The organism is Streptomyces sp. NPDC001941 (assembly GCF_040296945.1).
Classification (GTDB): domain Bacteria; phylum Actinomycetota; class Actinomycetes; order Streptomycetales; family Streptomycetaceae; genus Streptomyces.
In genome coordinates this window covers 1-18,480 of sequence record NZ_JBEOYE010000077.1, presented here as the reverse complement: position 1 = coordinate 18,480, position 18,480 = coordinate 1, and the positions used below count along the sequence as shown (strand labels likewise).

Genomic DNA, 18,480 nt, shown 5'->3' with positions numbered 1-18,480 from the left:
GACGAGCTGCGGAACCCCAGTCCGCCGGCGCGGCCGATCGGAACCCGACACTTCGATGGAGCTCACCATGACGACGGCCGACCGGGCCACGACGCCCCTGACCGCCGACGAGCTGCGTGCGGTGGACGCGCACTGGCGTGCGGCGAACTTCCTCGCCGTGGGGCAGATCTACCTGATGTCCAACCCGCTGCTGCGCGAGCCGCTGCGCCCCGAGCACATCAAGTCCCGTCTGCTCGGGCACTGGGGCACTTCGCCCGGCCTCAACCTGGTGTACACGCACCTGAACCGGGTCATCAGGCGGCGGGACCTGAACGCGCTGTGCGTGTGGGGGCCCGGCCACGGCGGCCCCGCCGTGCTGGCCAACACCTGGCTGGAGGGCAGCTACAGCGAGACCTACCCGGACGTGAGCCGCGACGAGCGGGGGATGGAGCGGCTGTTCCGCCAGTTCTCGTTCCCGGGCGGGGTGCCCAGCCACGTGGCGCCCGAAGTCCCGGGCTCCATCCACGAGGGCGGCGAGCTGGGATATTCCCTCGCCCACGCCTACGGGGCGGCCTTCGACCACCCCGACCTGCTGGTCGCCTGCGTCGTGGGGGACGGCGAGGCGGAGACGGGCCCGCTCGCGGCCTCCTGGCACTCCCACCGTTTCCTCGACCCCGTCCACGACGGGGCCGTACTGCCGGTGCTCCACCTCAACGGGTACAAGATCGCCAACCCGACCGTCCTCGCCCGGATGCCCCGCGACGACCTCGACTCCCTGCTGCGCGGCTACGGGCACGTCCCGATCCACGTCGAGGGCGACGATCCGGACCGCGTCCACCAGGCGCTCGCCGCCGCGTTCGACCGCGCCCTCGACCTCATCGGCGAACACCAGCGGGCCGCCCGGGCGGGCGCCGCCACCGGCCCGGTCCGCTGGCCGATGATCGTACTGCGCACGCCCAAGGGGTGGACCGGCCCCCACGAGGTGGACGGCGAGCTGGTGGAGGGAACCTGGCGCGCGCACCAGGTGCCGCTGTCCGGCGTTCGGGAGGATCCCGAGCACCTCGCCCACCTGGAGCGCTGGCTGCGCTCCTACCGGCCCCAGGAACTCTTCGACGCCGAAGGCCGCCCCGCCGAACAGGTCCTGGCCTGCCTGCCCGAGGGGCCGAGGCGCCTGGGGGCGACGCCGTTCGCCAACGGCGGGCTGCGCCTGCGCGCGCTGCCCCTGCCCGACCTGGCGGACTTCACGGTCCCGGTCGACAAGCCCGGGACCACCAGCCACGCGCCGACCGAGGTGCTCGGCGACTACCTGGCCAAGGTCATGGCCGACACGGCGGGCGAACGGAACTTCCGCCTCGTCGGACCAGACGAGACCGCTTCGAACAAGCTCCAGGCGGTCTACCGCTCGACGGGCAAGGCGTGGCAGGAGAGCACCCTCCCGGTCGACGAGGACCTCGACCCGCACGGCCGGGTGATGGAGGTGCTGTCCGAACACCTCTGCCAGGGCTGGCTGGAGGGCTACCTGCTCACCGGGCGCCACGGCCTCTTCTCCTGCTACGAAGCCTTCGTGCACATCGTCGACTCGATGGTGAACCAGCACATCAAATGGCTGAAGACCGCGGGTGGACTGCCCTGGCGCGCCCCCATCGCCTCGCTCAACTACCTGCTCACCTCGCACGTCTGGCGCCAGGACCACAACGGCTTCTCGCACCAGGACCCCGGTTTCGTCGACCACGTCCTCAACAAGAGCCCCCGCATCGCCCGCGTCTTCCTGCCCCCGGACACCAACACCCTCCTGGCGGTGGCCGACCAGGTGCTGCGCAGCCGCGACCGGGTGAACGTCATCGTGGCGGGCAAGAACCCCAGCGGCGACTGGCTCGGCCCGGAGGCGGCCGTCGCGCACTGCGCACGCGGCGCGGGCGTGTGGGACTGGGCGGGCACCGAGCGGGGCGGCGAGCCCGACGTGGTGCTCGCCTGCGCCGGGGACGTACCCACGCAGGAAGTGCTCGCCGCGGCCCAACTGCTGCGCCGGCACCTGCCCGAGCTCGCCGTACGCGTCGTCAACGTCGTCGACATGACGACCCTGCTGCCGGCCGAGGAGGACCCGAACGGGATGAGCGACGCCGAGTTCGACGGCCTGTTCACCCCGGACAAGCCGGTGATCTTCGCGTACCACGGCTACCCCTGGCTGATCCACCGCCTCACCTACCGGCGGACCGGGCACGCCAACCTGCACGTGCGCGGCTACAAGGAGTCCGGCACCACGACCACGCCGTTCGACATGGTCGTACGCAATGACCTCGACCGGTACCGCCTGGTCATGGACGTCATCGACCGGGTCCCCGGCACCGCGGTCAGCGCCGCGGGAGTACGCCAGGCCATGACGGACGCGCGCACCCGGCACCACCAGTGGATCCGCGAACACGGAACGGACCTGCCCGAGGTGGTGCAGTGGCAGTGGGACGGCTGACTGCGCCCCCGGGCAGGCCTCTCGCTCAGCGTCCGGGGCGAGTGCGCGCGAGGACTTGATCCGCCAGGCCCGGGGCGGCGTCCGTCAGCTGCCGGACGTAGTCGTCGAGCGTCGCGGTGCATTCCGGCATCGTGGTGGTGACGACGTCCGGCAGTTCAAGCAGGTACGTGAGGTGCTCGCCCCGGGCCGTCTCCGTCTCGTCGCTGTCGATCGTGATGTCCGCGCCGACGGTCAGTCCGTCGGGCGTGGCGGTGACCACCGCCGAGACGCAGAGGTCACGGTCGTCCTGGAAGCTGATGAGGAAGCCGACGACGGCGCAGGGCTCGCCGTCGGAGCCCCCGTAGCTGCTGAACTGCCTCCACCGGGTGTCGTGTTGGTGCCGCAGGAAGATGGCGTAGCCCGCCTGCCTGAAACGGGCCGCGGCGTCGGCCAGTGCGGTGAGCAACTCGGCAGCTTCCCGGGTGGAGTTCACTCCGCGATCGTATCCAGCGCCCGAGCCGGGCGGGGCGGGATGCCCGCCCGGCGGCGGACTCGGGGACGCGGACTCAGAGATCCAGGTGCAGACCGATCGAGACGGCCGGTGTGTCGATCTCGTCGGAGATCAGATCGCGCAGCGCGTCGTTGAAGCCGCGCAGCGCCTGGCGGGCCGCGGGAATGTCCCGCTCGAGTTCCTTCTTGAACTTCATCGCCGTCGACACCCCTACGTTCTTCATGAGTTCGCTCTTGATCGCTTCCTGCGCGGCGCGCGACGAGCACAGGCCGTCGTTCTTGTGCCGCTCCAGACTGGCGGTCACCCCGTCCAGGACCTTGTTTCCGTCCGGACTCCGCGTGAGGGGCGCGGTGTTCTCGCGGAGGGCGGCGACCGCCCGCTCGACGAAGCGGCCGTCGACGAGATCGAGGTCACAGGCCAATTGGACCAGGCCCATGGTCTCTTCCGCCTCGGCGCGCAGTGCTTTGATGAGGTCACCCGGCCTCGGCGCGGCGGACGCGTGAGCAGCTTCGGAGGCGACGGGGAGGGGAGCGGAGGCGACTGCGGAGCCTGTGGACGCGGACACGGCGAGCAGTACGGAGAGCGTGACTGTCAGCCTGCGCGAGTTCGGGGACATCTGGGTTCCTTCGCGGAGCGACGGGACGGGGAGGTGGCAGGCGGGGCCTGGTCCTCCAGCCAAGCACCGCGTCTTCGGAGGGGCACCTCCGAAGGGCCCGTTCGGAGGTGGGTCGGCGCTCCTGGGTGCTCGCGGACAGGAAATTTCTGTGTTCGCCGAGTGAGAATTCGACGCACCGCGCGGTGAGAGTTCCTGGTGCGACGGGCGGAGCGGAATTATTTTTCCCGCCCCGGCAGCCGTGGCGTGCTACTGTCGAATCAGTTGCAGTTGTGGTTCCCAAAACTTCAAGTGCTCCTGGCCTGATTATTTCGGCCGGGGCGCTTTTCGTGTGATCCGGTCATTTCCGGCGGGGTAATCATCGCGGCGACACGGTGTCCGCACGGTGCGGTCGCCGATGTACTGCCCCAAAGGAGATAGACATGGCCACCGGTACCGTGAAGTGGTTCAACTCGGAAAAGGGCTTCGGCTTCATCGAGCAGAGTGACGGCGGCGCCGACGTGTTCGCCCACTACTCGAACATCGCCGCCCAGGGCTTCCGTGAGCTGGCCGAGGGCCAGAAGGTGTCCTTCGACATCGCGCAGGGCCAGAAGGGCCCCACGGCGGAGAACATCGTTCCCGCCTGACACTGACGCACACATCGCAGCTGGGGCCCGCATCCTTCGGGGTGCGGGCCCCAGCTGCGTGCGTTCCCGGCGAGATTTTCGGCTGCGGGCGCCCTTTTCATCGGTTTTTCACCGGCCCATTCTCGAAATTCCCCGCGGCACTCGTCCCCCGCGGAGATTCCATGAGATGGGCCGTAACAGGAAGGTTCCTTTTTGAACCGCACGCGCACGACCGACCGCTCCACCAGTCCCCGCAAGAGCGGTTACGGCACCGGGAAGGGCGGCCGGCAGTCCGGCTTCGCCGCTTCGGGCCGTACCGGCGGTTCCGGTGGGTCCGGTGGGTCTGCCGGGGCCTGGCGGTCGCGTGGCCGCGGGCGACGGCCCACCGCGCCACAGGAGTTCGCTCTCCCCACCACCGTCACTCCGGCGCTGCCCGCCGTGACGGAGTTCGCCGCGCTCGACATGCCCGCCGCGCTGCTGGCCGAACTGGGCAGGCAGGGACTCACCGTGCCGTTCCCCATCCAGGGCGCGACGCTGCCGAACTCCCTCGCGGGCCGGGACGTCCTGGGCCGCGGACGCACCGGCTCCGGCAAGACGCTCGCCTTCGGACTCGCCCTCCTCGCCCGCACCGCGGGGCAGCGCGCCGAGCCCCGTCGACCGCTGGGCCTGGTCCTCGTCCCCACCCGCGAGCTCGCCCAGCAGGTGACCGACGCGCTCACCCCGTACGCCCGTTGCGTGAGGCTCCGCCTGACCACGGTCGTCGGCGGTACGTCGATCGGCAGGCAGGCCGCCGCGCTGCGCGGCGGAGCCGAGATCGTGGTCGCGACCCCGGGCCGCCTCAAGGACCTCATCGACCGCGGCGAGTGCCGGCTGGACCAGGTCGGCGGCATCGTGCTGGACGAGGCCGACCAGATGGCCGACATGGGCTTCATGCCGCAGGTCACTGCGCTGCTCGACCAGGTGCGTCCCGAGGGGCAGCGCATGCTGTTCTCCGCCACCCTGGACCGCAACGTCGACCTCCTGGTGCGCCGCTACCTGACCGACCCCGTCGTCCACTCGGTCGACCCGTCGGCCGGCGCGGTCACGACGATGGAGCACCACGTGCTGCACGTCCGGGACGCGGACAAACTCACGACCACCACGGAGATCGCCGCCCGCGACGGCCGCGTGATCATGTTCTTGGACACCAAGCACGCCGTGGACCGGCTCACCCGGGACCTGCTCGCCAGCGGTGTGTGCGCCGCCGCGCTGCACGGCGGGAAGTCGCAGCCCCAACGCACTCGCACCCTGCGACAGTTCAAGACCGGGCAGGTCACCGTGCTCGTCGCCACGAACGTGGCCGCCCGCGGCATCCACGTCGACGACCTCGACCTGGTCGTCAACGTCGACCCGCCGACCGACCCCAAGGACTACCTCCACCGCGGCGGCCGCACCGCCCGCGCGGGAGAGTCGGGCAGCGTCGTCACCCTGGTCACGCCCAGCCAACGTCGTGGCATGTCGCGCCTCATGGCGGACGCAGGTATCCACGCGCGGGTCACCGAGGTACGCTCCGGAGAGGCGGAGCTCCAGCGCATCACCGGAGCCCGGACCCCCTCCGGGGTTCCGGTCGTCGTCACCGCCACGGTGGACGAACGCGCCAAGCGCCGCGCCGCCTCACGAGGCCGTCGACGTCCCGCCCCAGCGGGCCGACGCGCATCCGTACAGCAGCGCCCTGCAGAGTCGGCGGCCTAGGAACCGTCCGCAGACAACCGTCCGCAGACCCGCCCCCGGCGCCCCCGCGACCGGGACGCCGACCCATCTCCGCAGGAGGCACCATTTGACGCCGGTCCAGAAGAAGTTCCACCCGATGCACACCGACGCCACGCCGCGCGTCTGGGACGACATGACCGTCGAGGTCGCGTTGTCCGTCATGGCCGGCGCCCGGGTCGGACACCTGCACGTCTGCGACGCGGACGGCGGGCTCACGGGTCGGATCACCCTGGCCGAACTCAATGCCTTCCGTGCCGACGCCGGTTACACGGACCGGATCCGCCTGCGCGACCTCGGTGGCGTCCCCGCCGCCGCCTGACCACCACCGGCCGAGACCCCGCTCCGGCCGGTCCCGCTCGTCCCAGTCCCCGCGACACTTGTGAGGCCCCATGCGCTGCGTCATCGCCCGCTTCCCGTTCGACCTGACCAAGGCCGGAGTGCTGGAAGCGATGAAGGGCGTCAAGCCCGAGCCGGTCACCGGCGAGTACGTCACCATCGGACGACGCCAGTACCCCGCGAAGCAGGTCGGCCAGGTCATCACCCGCCAGGACCGCCGCGACTTCAGCGCCGGCGAGGTCATGCGGGCCATGACCCGGCTCGGCTTCACCTGCAACACGGCCACCGAGGCCGCGCCCGCGCCCGCCCTGACCTCCCTCGAGCAGGCTTCGGCCCTCCTCGGAGACCGGTCCTAGGCGACGGGCGGCCGTTCGACGAGGCCGTCCGGCGAGGCGAACGGGAAGCAGTAGGAGCACCAGTACGAGTGAGGGCCCGACCGGCACGTTCCGGTCGGGCCCTCACTCGTACTGCTGCTCTTCCCGGCCCCTTCGCGAACACCGGGCCCGGGTACCGTAGGACGTCGGCAGGCAGGTGGGTGGGGCGGTCGGGCCGTCCCGCGCCCGGCGGCCGCGACGGGCTGAAGCGTCATCACGGTCGGCGGATGGTGTAGTAGTTCCTCAGGGCCCTGGTGCCGTACGGCGCCGGGGCCCTCCACGTGCTCCACCGTTCCACCGTTCCACAGAGAGGTGAAATGACAGCGGACAAGTCGCTGGGTCGTCTCGACGACGACGATTACCCCGCCTACACCATGGGCCGGGCCGCCGAGATGATCGGCGCCACTCCCGGCTTCCTGCGCGCCCTCGGCGAGGCGCGCCTGATCACGCCCCTGCGCTCCGAGGGCGGGCACCGGCGCTACTCCCGCTACCAGCTGCGGATCGCCGCCCGCGCGCGTGAGCTCGTCGACCAGGGCACCCCGATCGAGGCCGCCTGCCGCATCGTCATCCTCGAGGACCAGCTCGAAGAGGCCCAGCGCATCAACGCCGAGTACCGCCGCGCCGCCGAGTCCTCCGGTCCGGCGCCCACGGCCTGAGACGGGAGCCGGTCACGTGTGCCGGGCGAGGATCCAGGCGCTCAGGAGGAGGCCGCCGAGCGAGACGGCCGAGTGCAGCAGCACCCACAGGAGCCAGATCTTGATCCGGTGGACGCGCGGGAACAGGGCCTGGCGCTCGACGCGGTTCGCGGCCACCACCGCGTCCAGGTCCAGACCGGGGTGCCTCAGTCCGACTTCGCGCCGGAAGGCGTCGGCCAGACCCGCGTGAACCACCCACCGCTCGGCGTACTTCGCGCTCGCCACGGCGCCGAAACCACCGAGTACGAACATGGGCACCGTGACGCCGAGCGAGGACAGCTGGAGCCCGCCCTGCTGCGCCAGGAATCCCAGGGCCGCTCCCGCCATGACGATCACGATGTTGGTCAGCGCCGCGCGCTGGGCCTCCAGCTGCCGGGCTTCTTCACGCTGGCCCTTCCACAGTTCCAAGAGGACGTCGGTCTCGTCCGCCATGGTCAGCTCCCCCTCGTGTGTCAGGCGCCTTTCGGCCCACTGTCATCCTTTGGTCATTCCTTTCGCCTCTCAGGGCCTGTTATGTTCGATTTGGGAACTAAAAAACGACTTGTTCCTGAATTCTCTTATCGGCCCCTCGGGCACAGCGACAGGACGGGAAAGCCATGACCACCAGCACCGCCCCAGCCGCCATCACCCCCATGACTGCCCCCACCGTTTCGCGCGTCAACTTCTTCAAGGCCGTGCCCAAGGCGTTCAAGGCGCTGAACGGGTTCGACCTCGCCGCGAACGAAGGTCTCGACCCCGGCCTGGTCGAGCTCATCCACATCCGGGCGTCCCAGATCAACCAGTGCGGGTACTGCGTCCAGGCCCACGCGGCCGACGCCTGCAAGGCCGGGGAGAGCGAGGAGCGGCTGCACGTGCTGCCGGTCTGGCGCGAGGCGCGCGCCCTCTTCACCGAGCGCGAGCAGGCCGCGCTCGCCCTCACCGAGGCGGTCACCCTCATCGCCGAGCACCGGGTCCCGGACGACGTCTACGCCCAGGTGGCGGCCCACTTCGACGAGGTCGAGCTGGCGCGTCTCATCGCCTCGATCTGCGTCATCAACACCTGGAACCGCATCGCCATCTCCACCGGGATGACGGCGGAAGCGAGCGCGTGAGCCGATTCCGCGCGGCCGACCGACGCGAGTGGCTCGGCGGTCCTTCGGTCGGCCGCTGACGTCACCCGGTGACGTCAGCGGCCGGCGTGGTCAATCGTTGGGCTGTCGGGTGGGCCGCGCCGGGGCCTCCACGGGGAAGTGGATCGGGCTGAGCAGGTACTGGGCCCGGTCCGGGCCGGGGGAGTGGGCCAGCCTCGGTGCGATGGCCGCACGCAACTCGGTGATCAATTCGGTCAGTTCGTAAGGCGTGAGCCAGACGGCGTGCTGGCGGTAGCCGACTTGGTCGGCGACGGGATCCGCGTCCTCGCTGTCGAGGTAGGTGTTGAACTCGGCGAGCAGCGCGGCCATCGCCGTGGCGAACGCCTGGCGGTGGTCCTCGGGGGTGAGCGTGCGGAGCCTGTCGGCTCCGATGGCGGCCCGGTCCTGGCGCAGCCGGTAGTGCCGTTCCACTGCCCCGCGTACCCGGTGTTCCTCGGCCACTTCCAGGATCCCGCCGCTGACCAGCGTGTCGATGTGGCGGTAGACGGTGGCCTTGGAGGCGTCCGGGATGCGTGCGCACAGCTGGGCGGTGGTCAGCAGCCTCCCTCCGCCCATCGCGTGCACGATCCGCAGCCGGATGGGGTGGGCAAGCAGCTTCAGGGCGTCCATGTCCCAACGATCTCATAGCTGCTACCGTTCTCAATCATGAGAACAAACGGGGATGGGGCACTGGAGGCAGCGCGACGCCTGGCGGCGCTGCTGAGGGCGGAGCACTTCGAGCAGGTCGCGGAGCTCTTCGCGCCACCGCTGAGAGCCGCCGTGCCCGCCGAGGCGCTGCGGCTGGCCTGGGAGGCCCAGGCGGCCGAGCACGGCGGGGTCCGGACCGTCCGGGAGCCACACCTGGAGCCCGGCGAAGCCGACCCGCCCCGGGTGCGCGTCCCGGTCGACTGCGCCGGAGGAAGCTTCGGCATGGTCGTCTCCGTCGGCGACGGCGGCCTGCTCCAGGGGCTGCGGCTCGACCCGTACGGAGACGCGGAGTGGCAGCCGCCGCACTACGCGCACCAGGACCGCTTCAGCGAACAGGACGTACGACTCGGTACGGGACCGCTCGCCGTTCCCGGAACCCTCAGCCTGCCCCAGGGTGAAGGGCCTTGGCCCGCCGTGGTGCTGCTCGCCGGAGGCGGACCCTTCGACCGGGACGAGACCAGCGGCCCCAACAAGCCCCTCAAGGACCTCGCCTGGGCACTGGCCTCCCGCCGGATCGCCGTGCTGCGCTTCGACAAGCCCACCTTCGCCCACCCCGGCCGCGTCCCCGGCGACTTCACCATGGCCGACGAATACCTGCCGCCCGCGCACGCCGCCGTCCGACTCCTGCGCCACCACGCCCAGGTGGACCCGGACCGCATTCACCTCCTCGGCCACAGCATGGGCGGCAAGGCCGCTCCCCGGATCGCTGCCGCCGACCCCTCGGTGGCCGGTCTCGTCATGCTCGCCGCGGACGCGCAACCCATGCACCAGGCGGCCGTCCGGGTGGCCCGCCACCTCGCCGACCTCGCCCCCGGCCCGGGCGCCGACCAGGCGGTGGCCGACCTCGCCCGCAAAGCCGAACGGGTCGCCGGCCCCCAACTGGCCCCGGACACCCCGGCCGACCTCCTGCCCCTGGGCCTGTCCGCCGCCTACTGGCTGGACCTGTGCGCCTACGACCAACTGTCCACGGCGGCCGCGCTGACTTGCCCCATGCTGATCCTGCAGGGCGGTCGCGACTACCAGGTGACCGTCGCCGACGACCTGGCCCTGTGGCAGCGCGCCCTCGCGGAGCGCCCCGGGGTGACGATCCGCATCCACCAGGACGTCAACCACCTCTTCTTCCCCGGCAGCGGACGCCCCACCCCGGCCGAATACAGCCGGCCGGGACACGTCTCCGCGTCAGTGGTTGACGACATCGCGGCCTGGCTGACGCGACCGTAGGGAAGGGGTAACTCCCTCAGGGTGCGCCGGAGATGAGGGTCGGGCGCGTCGTCATGCGGCGGCGTGCAGCGGTATCGATCCATGGGCGGTCCGCGGCCCGGTGGTGTGGTGCGTGTATTCGCTTACGAGTCTGAAGCCACTGGTCCAGGCCAGCAGGCGGCTCGCCCGGTCGTCGCGCGAGCAGCTCCAGGTCGCGCTGCGCCCGCGTGCGGTGACGTCCGCGCTCAGGCCCGCCACGCAGGCCGCGGCCAGGTGTCGGCGTCGCTCGGCCGTCACAGTGGCGCAGGCCACGTCCTCGTACCGGCTCCCCGCGAAGCGCGAGCTGGCCACCGCGAGGAGCCGGCCCTTGCGGAAGGCGGCCCAGCCGTAGCCGGAGCGGGCCAAGGCGTGCGGTCCGCCCCAGGTGGCGTACGTCCGGTGCAGCGCGGAGTCGGCGGCGGCGAGCGCGGAGCCGTCCTCGGGGCACAGTCTGCGGACGCTCACACCGCGCACCGGCCGCGTCGGTAGCGGGGGCGCCTGCTGTACGTAGAGCATGCGGTCCCGCGTGTGGAGGAGCGGGAACGCCGAGCGGAGCAGGGGCAGGAAGGGGGCGGGCGCCTCGACGCACTGTCCTGCCAGCGGAGCGAGGTCCGCGGGGGTGAGCGCGTCCGGATCGCCCGCCAGGAGCGTGTGCCCGCCGCACGTCACGGCGACCACGCGCGGCCGGACGGGGCGGTCGGTCCACCAGGTGCCGTGGCCGCTGGTCAGTACGTGCTCGGCCAGTGCGGCGCTGCCGGGGACCCCGGTGGCGAAGTGCCTTACGAACAAGTGTGGTTGATGGGCCGAGTGAGCGATCACGACATCTCCGGTCGGGAGGTGGGGCGTTGTGGGGTGACGTCATCCGCGTGCGTCAGAAATGTAGGCGCACCGCTCGCCCGGGAGAGCGTTCGGCCGGGCGAATTGACACTCCCCTGACGAGCGGGAGCCCGCGTGGTCTCCCGGCTCGTTCCGCCTGGACCTCCCCGGCCCGTCGCCGGCCTTCGTTCAGTCGGCCCGGTAAAGGGCGAGGAATTCCCGTCGGGAAGGCTGATCCCTTCCGCTCAAAGTCGCTCACCAGGGGTCGCGTTGCGGATTTCCGCGGACGCCGGATAGAGTCCCGGTGACCAACTTGACCAGCTCGACCGGCTGGCGCACCGGAGGGGATCGGTGGAGTGCGTGCACTTCGTCGTACCGTGTGCGCGCCGGGGGTCTAGCGTGTATCGGGGGATTCATCGTGAGCCGCAGGTCCGACCACTCTGACGCCGTGACGTCCGCGTTTTCCGGACTTTCCTTCCTCAGGCTCAAGCCCACCGGCTGATTCGCCTTCCCGCGCCGTAACCGCGCTCTCCGAGCGGACTTCGGAGGCCTCCCCGGATCGCGTCCGAGTGGCCACCGACCGCCTTCCGTGGAGGCGTCCCCGGTGCCTCGGCGCACTCCTCGGACCCCTTTCCACCCTGCCCGCGCCTCTTCCTGCCCCGGCGCGCCCGCCCGGACGCACACCGCGTCGTACGGGCCTTCCGGCATGGGCGCGTACACCGTCGCCGTGCCGTCGCGCCGCCACTCCTCGATGAACGGATCCACCATGTCCCGTCTCCGCACACTCGCGTTGACCGCCTGCCTCGCCGTCGCGGCGGTCCTCGGTGGCCCGGCCGCCGCGCAGGCCGCCCAGCCCGGGCCCGAGGCCGTACCGCGCACCGCCGCGCCCACCGCGGGCGCGCCCTCCGGCATCACCGCCCGGATCCAGGTGAAGTACGGCAGCAGGTGCCTGACCATTGCGAACGGAAGCCTCCGCCAGGGCGCCCACGCCATCGAGGGCACCTGTGACGACACCGCCGACCACCAGGTCTTCACCGTGGTGCCGCACGACAAGGGCGGCTGGGTACTCGTCGCCAAGCACAGCGGGCGGTGCCTCGCCCACGTCGCGTCGGGCACGCCCGACGTCGTGCAGAACTGGTGCGACGGCTCCGCCGGACAGCGCTGGGAGATGCAGTTCTTCGACGGCAGCGAGAAGAACCTGATCCGCTGGCACCCGCTGGACGCCCCCGGGCAGTGCCTGTCCCTGGGCGGCGCACAGCCGGGCGAGGAGCCGACCGCGTTCGTCGTGGACTGCTTCGACAACATGCCCAGCCAGGAGTGGCGCCTGCTGTTCGTCCACTGAGGCGGTCGCACGGCGGGCCCAACCGGGCTGGATGCACGGGTCATTTGATGGGCCGTGCACAGATCGGTAAACATAGGTTAAAGTGAGGGCGGCCTGCTTGACCGGCGGGCATGCGGATGGGGAAACGCGCGGGGACCAGTCACCGGCGTATCACGCATGCCTTGTGCCACATCGTTCGGTATCGGGGGGAAACATGAACGGCCGAAACGCGTATCACCATTCACGAATGTCCGACGGCACTGCTGTGCCGGCATCCGGATAACTCGTCACTGTTTTCCGTGTAATCGCGCCCGCGATGCGAATGCGCGCCGGAATCACGTAACTTCTCGCGGTCCCAGTGGGTCCCCATGGGTTCCCATGGGTCTTATCGGGTCCCCGAAGCTCGTGGAATCTCCTCTCGGGTGTCTTTGCCCGCTCGGTTTCCCTTCCGGTGGCGCCGTGCCGTCATGCCCGGGCCGTACGCCTCTTCTTCGTGCGCTCGCCCCTGCCCGCGGGTCCTGTTCCGGACCCGCTCGCACACGATCCAGCCATTCACGGGCCGGGCCTCCGCCCGCCCCACGCACCAACGTCGTCGTGCCACCGCCACCCGGTGGCAGAGGAGTCACTGACACCACCATGAACAACCGACACCACACCTCCGCGCGCACGCGGAAGCTCGTCACCAGCTCCCTGGTGACCGTCACCGCGCTCACCGCCATGGCCGGTGCCGCCGTGCCGGCGGGCGCCGCCGTGGCCCAGCCGCCGGCCGACGTCGTCGCCCGGGCCGCCGGTATCGGCACGACCGACACCGAGCGCGTCGACGCCGCCGCCGTCGTGCGCCTCGACCCCACCGCAGACGTACTGCTGCTGAGCGACTACGACTTCATCCACGCGCTGTGGCAGAAGGCCAACGACGCGGGCGAGAAGCTGGAGTCGGTGCGCACGGCGGCCGAGCAGGCGATGTCCAGCGCGCTGCCCGCCGACCACGTGGCGTTCATCACCACCGGCATCCACGCCGCGTACCGCCTCGACCAGCAGCGCGAGCGGGACAAGGCCGAGGCCGAGCGCGTCGCCCGGCTCGCCAAGTCCCAGGCCCTGCTGGTGATCGGCATCCCGAGCACGCCCGAGCTCCTCGCCCTGAGCGACGACAACTTCGTGCGGGCCGTCGCCCGGCACGCCGCGTCCGGTCCCGAGGTGAAGGCCGCCGCGCTCAAGGCGTTGGCCGGAGAGCCCGCGGACTGGCGCGAGTTCATCGTCAACGGCGCGCGCGAGGCCCACAAGCGCGACGTCGCGAAGGAGTTGGAGGAGCTGGAGGAGCAGAACCGCAAGGAGGCCGAGCGTAAGAAGGAGCTCGCCGCCCGGACCAGCACCGCCGCCCTCTTCCGCATCACGCCCACCGAGGCCCAACTCGCCCTGAGCGCGGACAACTTCATCCGCGAGCTCCTGCGCCTCGCCCCGGCCGACCTCAAGGGCGGCGAGCTCTACGCCGAGGGCCAGCGCGCGGTGCTCAGCTCGGACCCGGCCGTGTGGAAGGCGTACATCCACACCGGCGCCGACGCCGCGTACAAGCGCGACGACGAGAACCGCCGCAAGAAGATCGCCGAGGCCAACCGCAAGCTGGCGCTCCAGATCCAGGCCGCCGCCGAGAACAGCGGCGTCAACCCCCACCTGGTCGCCCTCGCCAAGAAGGCGCTCGCCGGGACCGACGAGGCCGTCGCCGCGTTCCTCAAGGAGGACAACCTCCAGCGCGCCCGCCGCCAGTCCTTCCAGCCGACCGACACGAAGCTCGCCGGCTGGCACGTGCGCCGCTCCGACCCGGACGGCAAGTCCACCTTCATCGCCCCGGTCGACACCAAGAGCAAGCAGGCCGACCGCGAGGACGCCACCTGGGTCGTCGTGCCCTCCCTCGCCGCCCTGCCCGGCTGCTACTCCTTCGAGTCCGTGCGCAAGCCCGGCCACTTCCTCAAGGGCGAGACGAACCTCGACGTGATCAACGCCGCGGACGACCGCAGCAGCGCCTTCCGCACGGCCGCTTCCTGGTGCCCGGTCAAGGGCCTGTCCGGCACGGGCACTTCCTTCAAGTGGGGCGTCGGCCCGACCGTCCGCTACCTCCAGCAGATGCAGGGCGGCCTGTACGCGGCCCAGGACTACAAGAACACCGAGTTCCACATCGCCCAGAGCTGGAAGATCACGACCCCGCTGGCACCGTGAGCCGGCCCGCGTGGCGCGCCGGGCCGTCCCCCGGCGCGCCGCGCGGCGCCCCCTGCCCAGCAGCCCGCACCCCCACGGAACGGAACCGAAGTACCAGTGCTCTCCCAGAAGCTCCGCGCCGCCCTCGCCGTCGGCGCCGGTGTCGTCGCCCTCGTCGGCAGTAGCGTCAACGCCCAGGCTGCCACCGCCGACCCCCTGACCCCGGCGCAGAGGGTCGTCCCGGACACCCCCGCGGCCAAGGCCGCGGCGGCTGCCAGGGCCGCCGCGAACGCCAGCATGGTCGCCGCGCGCTCCCTGGCCACCGCCGGAGCGCCCCAGTACGTCCGCTTCGCCGCCGAGCACAGCGGCAAGTGCCTGACCGTCGCGGGCGGCAGCGTGGCCAACGGCGCGAAGGCCGTGCAGTCGGTCTGCCTCCCGGACGACGACAACCAGGTCTTCGAACTCCTGCCGGTCGGCAGCAGCCACTTCGTGCTCCGGGGCAAGCGCAGCGGCCGTTGCCTCACCTCAGGCAAGGAGGTCGACTGGAAGGTCGGCCAGCAGTGGTGCAACGGGGACGCGTCCCAGGAGTGGCGGATCGTGAAGGCCGGGGCGGCCGACGGGATCCAGCGCTACCAGCTGCGGCTGACCAAGGAGTTGGAGTTCTGCTCCACCATCGCGGGCGCCGGCCAGAACGACGGCGCGGCGACCTTCATCGGTTTCTGCGGCGACGTGAGCGCGGCCCGCTGGTCCATGGAGACCGTGGAGTCCTGACGCGCCCGGACGCACCGGCGCGCCCGGAGCACCCGACCAGCCCGTGCGAGCGTGCGGGCCCGTCGGGCCCCCGGCGCGCGAGTGTGCGGACGCGCGTGCGGGACGAGCGAGCGATCCCCTCCGCCTGCGGTGCGCGGGCGGAGGGGATCACCTTTTCTCCTACGTACCCCTGACCCATTTCTTCTGCATGACCCATTTCTGACGCGACGACTTTCGCACCGACTGACGTAGCAACTGACGCAACGAGAGGGATATCCCGTGATGCATGGGTTCCGGCCACGGGCCGGACAGCGCACCACGCGCGGCCGAGTGCCCCGCGTGATGGGCAAGGTGGTGTCGGCGACGCTCGCCGTGACGCTGCTCGGCGGCATGACGTCGCAGGCGGCCGCCGAGGAACGGCCGCCGCGCGAGCCGAACTTCGCGCAGCTCCTCGCCGCGCTCGGTAAGACCTCGCCGTCCGAGGCCCCCCGGTCCGCACCGACGCGCCTCGACGCGATGAGCGCCGAGTCGGACCGCCAACTCGTCGAGGACTTCGCAGAGTTCGACGAGGAGGAAGAGGTACGGACGGCGGCGCGGGCCGCGCTGGACAGCACGGACCCGAACGCGATCCGGGAGTTCCTGGAGCGCGGTGAAGCCGAGGCCCGCCAGCGGGCCAAGGACAAGCGGGACTCCACGGACGTGGCGAACCGGCAGAAGATCGAGGCGCTGCGCGGGACCGGCGGCCCGTTCTTCAACGCCGAGGTCGAGCGGGTGCTGAAGGGCACCGCCCGGGACCGGGCGGACTTCCTCGCGTTCGGTGCGGACATCGCCCGTCAGCGGGACAAGGCCACCGATCAGAACGACAAGGAGCGCGCGGCGGAGAACCGCAAGCGCGTCGAGATGCTGGTGGCGGTCGGCGGCCCGGCGGTGAAGGCCGCCGCGCAGGCCGCGCTCGCCACCGGTGACGACAAGGTGATCGCGCAGTTCCTCACCGACGGCTACCTGGTGGCCGCGCGCAAGGACTCCGCCGACCAGGCCGCCCAGGAGAAGGCGCAGCAGGAGGCGCTGGCCGAGGCGGAGCGGCTGCGCAAGCTCGCGGAGAACACGGCGCGCGCCACCGATGCCCGTACGAAGCTGATCACGGCGCACGGCTCCGCGGTGAAGGCGCTCAAGGAAGCGTCGAACGCGATGAACTCCGCCGCGGCGCAGTCGCGGGCGGCGGACCGGATGCTGGCCGCCGACAAGGCGGGCAAGCGCGTGTCGGACTACGGCCCGGTCAAGGCGGAGGTCGTCCGCCAGGTCGGCGTCGCGCAGGGCGCGGCGACGGCCGCCCGGGTGGCCGCGGCGCAGGCCAAGGTCCAGGCGGACGTCCTGGTGGAGACCGGCATCACGCACGGCGTGCAGTGGTCGGACATCGCCGCCGGTCTCGCCAGTGCCGCGGACGCCGCGGTGAAGGCGTCCGAGACTGCCCGGCACGCGGTGGACGCCACGGCGGCCGACGCCGCCGGTCTGAACGCGCAGAACCAGGCCGAGCTGCACGCGCAGCAGGCGGTGAAGTGGCGTGCGAACGCCGAGCAGCACGCCACGGCGGCGGCCGGTCTCGCGGCGGCCGCCGCGAAGCAGGCGAAGATCGCGGCGGACGCGGCGACGAAGTCGCGGCAGGCGCGGATCGCGGCCGAGCAGGCGGAGAAGCAGGCGTGGGAGCACGCGCAGAAGACCCGTGACGCACGCGTCGAGGCGCAGCGCCAGGCGAAGATCGCCGCCGAGCAGCGGGTGGTCGCGGAGAAGGAGCGCGAGCTCGCCACCGCCGCCCGGATCAGGGCGGAGCAGGAGCGGGACCGGGCCGCGGCGGCGCGGGCCCGTGCCGAGGCCGAACAGCGCGAGGCCTCCGCCCGGCGCGCCGACGCCCAGGCGGCGGCCGCCACGGCCGCCGAGAAGCGCGCGTACGCCCAGACCCAGGAAGGCATCGCGTCCAAGGCCGACGACAACGCGCGCGGCGAGGAGACCAAGGCCCGCACCGCCCGGGACAAGGCCGTCGAGGCCGAGCGGGCGCACCGTGCGGAGGACGCCCGCGCACGGGCCACCGAGGCCCACGCGGCCAAGGTGAAGGGCACCGAGTACGCGGAGGAGGCGCGCACGGCGGCCACCGAGGCGCGGGGTGCGGCCGATGCGGCCGGGACCGCGGCCGGTGAGGCCCGTACGGCCGCCGACGCCGCGTCCGGTGCCGCCGTGCGTTCGCGCCAGGCCGCGATCGAGGCCTCCGGCGCCGCGGCCCGCGCACGCGCCGCCGCCTCCGAGGCGACCGCGCACGCGGCGCGTGCCAACGCGGCCGCCAACAAGGCCGAGGCGGCCGCCCACGCCGCCAACGCCGCCGCCAACCGGGCCGAGTCGGAAGCGGCCCTGACCCGCGCCGCCGCCAACCGTGCCAACGCCAAGGCCGCCGAGGCCACCGCGCAGGAGGCCCGGGCCGGCATCGCCGCGCACGAGGCCACCCGCCTGGCCGGCCTGGCCGCCCAGCGTGCCAACCAGTCGCTCCAGGCCGCCAACCGCACCCGGGAAGAGGCCGACGGCGCCGTCCGCGAGGCCGCCATGGCCCGCGTGCAGGCGGGCGTCGCGGTGCAGGCGGCCACCTCCGCCCGTACCAGCGCGGCGGGCATCGCAGACCCGGCGAACACCGCGATCCTGCTCACCGCGCCGTTCGCCGGGACGGACGTGAGCGCGGACTTCGCCGCCGAGGTCGCGAAGGCCGCCCAGGACCTGGGCCAGGCCGAGCTCACCAAGGCGGAGGCCCGCGCCGCGGAGGCGGTCAAGGCCGCCGAGTCCGCCGAGGCCGCGGCGCAGAAGGCCAACGCGCAGGTCGCCCCCGCCTTCAAGGCCGCCGCGGCGGCAGCGCGCTCGTCCGTGGACGCGGCCCGCTCCTCCGTCGCCGCGATGAAGTCGGCCGCGGCCGCCGCCGAGGACGGTGCCAAGGCCCGGGAGGCCGCCGCCCGCGCCAACCAGGCCGACGTACAGGCCCAGGCGGACGCCAAGGTCGCCCGC

17 protein-coding genes are annotated in these 18,480 nt (G+C 72.0%); 12 read left to right on the top strand and 5 right to left on the bottom strand.

The genetic code is table 11. The annotated features are described in order from the left end of the window. Positions 1-67 precede the first annotated feature (67 nt). Positions 68-2,446: a phosphoketolase family protein gene (locus ABT160_RS35415; protein WP_351652086.1), complete on the top strand. Its 2,379-nt coding sequence runs from the start codon at positions 68-70 to the stop codon at positions 2,444-2,446. 25 nt (positions 2,447-2,471) lie between these two features. Here the strand turns inward: ABT160_RS35415 and ABT160_RS35410 are convergent, their stop codons facing one another. After that, entirely contained in the window at positions 2,472-2,918 is a 447-nt protein-coding gene (locus ABT160_RS35410) for a hypothetical protein (RefSeq protein WP_351652085.1), read from the bottom strand. A gap of 73 nt (positions 2,919-2,991) precedes the next feature. Further along, entirely contained in the window at positions 2,992-3,552 is a 561-nt protein-coding gene (locus ABT160_RS35405; RefSeq protein ID WP_351652084.1) for a hypothetical protein, read from the bottom strand. Positions 3,553-3,971: 419 nt separating this feature from the next. Here ABT160_RS35405 and ABT160_RS35400 point away from each other — a divergent pair, with 419 nt between their 5' ends. The 5 genes from ABT160_RS35400 (at position 3,972) to ABT160_RS35380 (ending at position 7,269) form a co-directional block, all read left to right on the top strand. After that, positions 3,972-4,175 (top strand): cold-shock protein, encoded by a 204-nt coding sequence (locus ABT160_RS35400; RefSeq protein WP_351652083.1) that lies wholly within the window; start codon positions 3,972-3,974, stop codon positions 4,173-4,175. A 192-nt stretch (positions 4,176-4,367) separates the two neighbouring features. Beyond that, the gene (locus ABT160_RS35395; protein ID WP_351652082.1) at positions 4,368-5,885 is read left to right on the top strand and encodes a DEAD/DEAH box helicase; all 1,518 of its coding nucleotides are present in this window, start codon (positions 4,368-4,370) and stop codon (positions 5,883-5,885) included. Between the two features lie 115 nt (positions 5,886-6,000). Beyond that, on the top strand, positions 6,001-6,222 hold the full coding sequence (locus tag ABT160_RS35390) for a CBS domain-containing protein (RefSeq protein WP_351652106.1): 222 nt from the start codon (positions 6,001-6,003) through the stop codon (positions 6,220-6,222). Positions 6,223-6,292: 70 nt separating this feature from the next. Continuing rightward, the gene (locus tag ABT160_RS35385; RefSeq protein WP_351652081.1) at positions 6,293-6,595 is read left to right on the top strand and encodes an SCO5918 family protein; all 303 of its coding nucleotides are present in this window, start codon (positions 6,293-6,295) and stop codon (positions 6,593-6,595) included. Positions 6,596-6,930: 335 nt separating this feature from the next. Next, positions 6,931-7,269 (top strand): MerR family transcriptional regulator, encoded by a 339-nt coding sequence (locus ABT160_RS35380; protein ID WP_351652080.1) that lies wholly within the window; start codon positions 6,931-6,933, stop codon positions 7,267-7,269. A gap of 12 nt (positions 7,270-7,281) precedes the next feature. Here the strand turns inward: ABT160_RS35380 and ABT160_RS35375 are convergent, their stop codons facing one another. Beyond that, on the bottom strand, positions 7,282-7,740 hold the full coding sequence (locus ABT160_RS35375; protein WP_351652079.1) for a hypothetical protein: 459 nt from the start codon (positions 7,738-7,740) through the stop codon (positions 7,282-7,284). A gap of 164 nt (positions 7,741-7,904) precedes the next feature. Between ABT160_RS35375 and ABT160_RS35370 the strand changes: the two genes are divergently transcribed. Then, positions 7,905-8,399 (top strand): carboxymuconolactone decarboxylase family protein, encoded by a 495-nt coding sequence (locus tag ABT160_RS35370; protein ID WP_351652078.1) that lies wholly within the window; start codon positions 7,905-7,907, stop codon positions 8,397-8,399. A gap of 90 nt (positions 8,400-8,489) precedes the next feature. Here ABT160_RS35370 and ABT160_RS35365 read toward each other — a convergent pair whose 3' ends face one another. Next, complete coding sequence (locus ABT160_RS35365; RefSeq protein WP_351652077.1) at positions 8,490-9,047, bottom strand: helix-turn-helix domain-containing protein; 558 nt, start codon at positions 9,045-9,047, stop codon at positions 8,490-8,492. Positions 9,048-9,083: 36 nt separating this feature from the next. Here ABT160_RS35365 and ABT160_RS35360 point away from each other — a divergent pair, with 36 nt between their 5' ends. Next, a complete protein-coding gene (locus ABT160_RS35360; protein WP_351652076.1) occupies positions 9,084-10,346 on the top strand; it encodes an alpha/beta hydrolase family protein in 1,263 nt (420 codons plus the stop codon). 51 nt (positions 10,347-10,397) lie between these two features. Here the strand turns inward: ABT160_RS35360 and ABT160_RS35355 are convergent, their stop codons facing one another. Continuing rightward, complete coding sequence (locus tag ABT160_RS35355; protein ID WP_351652075.1) at positions 10,398-11,153, bottom strand: GNAT family N-acetyltransferase; 756 nt, start codon at positions 11,151-11,153, stop codon at positions 10,398-10,400. 733 nt (positions 11,154-11,886) lie between these two features. Between ABT160_RS35355 and ABT160_RS35350 the strand changes: the two genes are divergently transcribed. The 4 genes from ABT160_RS35350 to ABT160_RS35335 all read left to right on the top strand — a co-directional run. After that, entirely contained in the window at positions 11,887-12,522 is a 636-nt protein-coding gene (locus tag ABT160_RS35350) for an RICIN domain-containing protein (protein WP_351652074.1), read from the top strand. A gap of 615 nt (positions 12,523-13,137) precedes the next feature. After that, positions 13,138-14,712, top strand: a complete 1,575-nt coding sequence (locus ABT160_RS35345; protein ID WP_351652073.1) for an AbfB domain-containing protein — start codon at positions 13,138-13,140, stop codon at positions 14,710-14,712. 96 nt (positions 14,713-14,808) lie between these two features. Further along, complete coding sequence (locus ABT160_RS35340; RefSeq protein ID WP_351652072.1) at positions 14,809-15,462, top strand: RICIN domain-containing protein; 654 nt, start codon at positions 14,809-14,811, stop codon at positions 15,460-15,462. A gap of 309 nt (positions 15,463-15,771) precedes the next feature. Further along, positions 15,772-18,480 (top strand): coiled-coil domain-containing protein (locus ABT160_RS35335; protein WP_351652071.1); only part of this gene is annotated, 2,709 nt, incomplete at its 3' end.

What these genes read in the sequence shown, in the direction of transcription:
- ABT160_RS35415 (WP_351652086.1), top strand. Translation starts at nt 68, where the DNA reads ATGACGACGGCCGACCGGGCCACGACGCCCCTGACCGCCGACGAGCTG.
- ABT160_RS35405 (WP_351652084.1), bottom strand. Translation starts at nt 3,552, where the DNA reads ATGTCCCCGAACTCGCGCAGGCTGACAGTCACGCTCTCCGTACTGCTC.
- ABT160_RS35400 (WP_351652083.1), top strand. Translation starts at nt 3,972, where the DNA reads ATGGCCACCGGTACCGTGAAGTGGTTCAACTCGGAAAAGGGCTTCGGC.
- ABT160_RS35390 (WP_351652106.1), top strand. Translation starts at nt 6,001, where the DNA reads ATGCACACCGACGCCACGCCGCGCGTCTGGGACGACATGACCGTCGAG.
- ABT160_RS35385 (WP_351652081.1), top strand. Translation starts at nt 6,293, where the DNA reads ATGCGCTGCGTCATCGCCCGCTTCCCGTTCGACCTGACCAAGGCCGGA.
- ABT160_RS35380 (WP_351652080.1), top strand. Translation starts at nt 6,931, where the DNA reads ATGACAGCGGACAAGTCGCTGGGTCGTCTCGACGACGACGATTACCCC.
- ABT160_RS35375 (WP_351652079.1), bottom strand. Translation starts at nt 7,740, where the DNA reads ATGGCGGACGAGACCGACGTCCTCTTGGAACTGTGGAAGGGCCAGCGT.
- ABT160_RS35370 (WP_351652078.1), top strand. Translation starts at nt 7,905, where the DNA reads ATGACCACCAGCACCGCCCCAGCCGCCATCACCCCCATGACTGCCCCC.
- ABT160_RS35365 (WP_351652077.1), bottom strand. Translation starts at nt 9,047, where the DNA reads ATGGACGCCCTGAAGCTGCTTGCCCACCCCATCCGGCTGCGGATCGTG.
- ABT160_RS35360 (WP_351652076.1), top strand. Translation starts at nt 9,084, where the DNA reads ATGAGAACAAACGGGGATGGGGCACTGGAGGCAGCGCGACGCCTGGCG.
- ABT160_RS35350 (WP_351652074.1), top strand. Translation starts at nt 11,887, where the DNA reads ATGGGCGCGTACACCGTCGCCGTGCCGTCGCGCCGCCACTCCTCGATG.
- ABT160_RS35345 (WP_351652073.1), top strand. Translation starts at nt 13,138, where the DNA reads ATGAACAACCGACACCACACCTCCGCGCGCACGCGGAAGCTCGTCACC.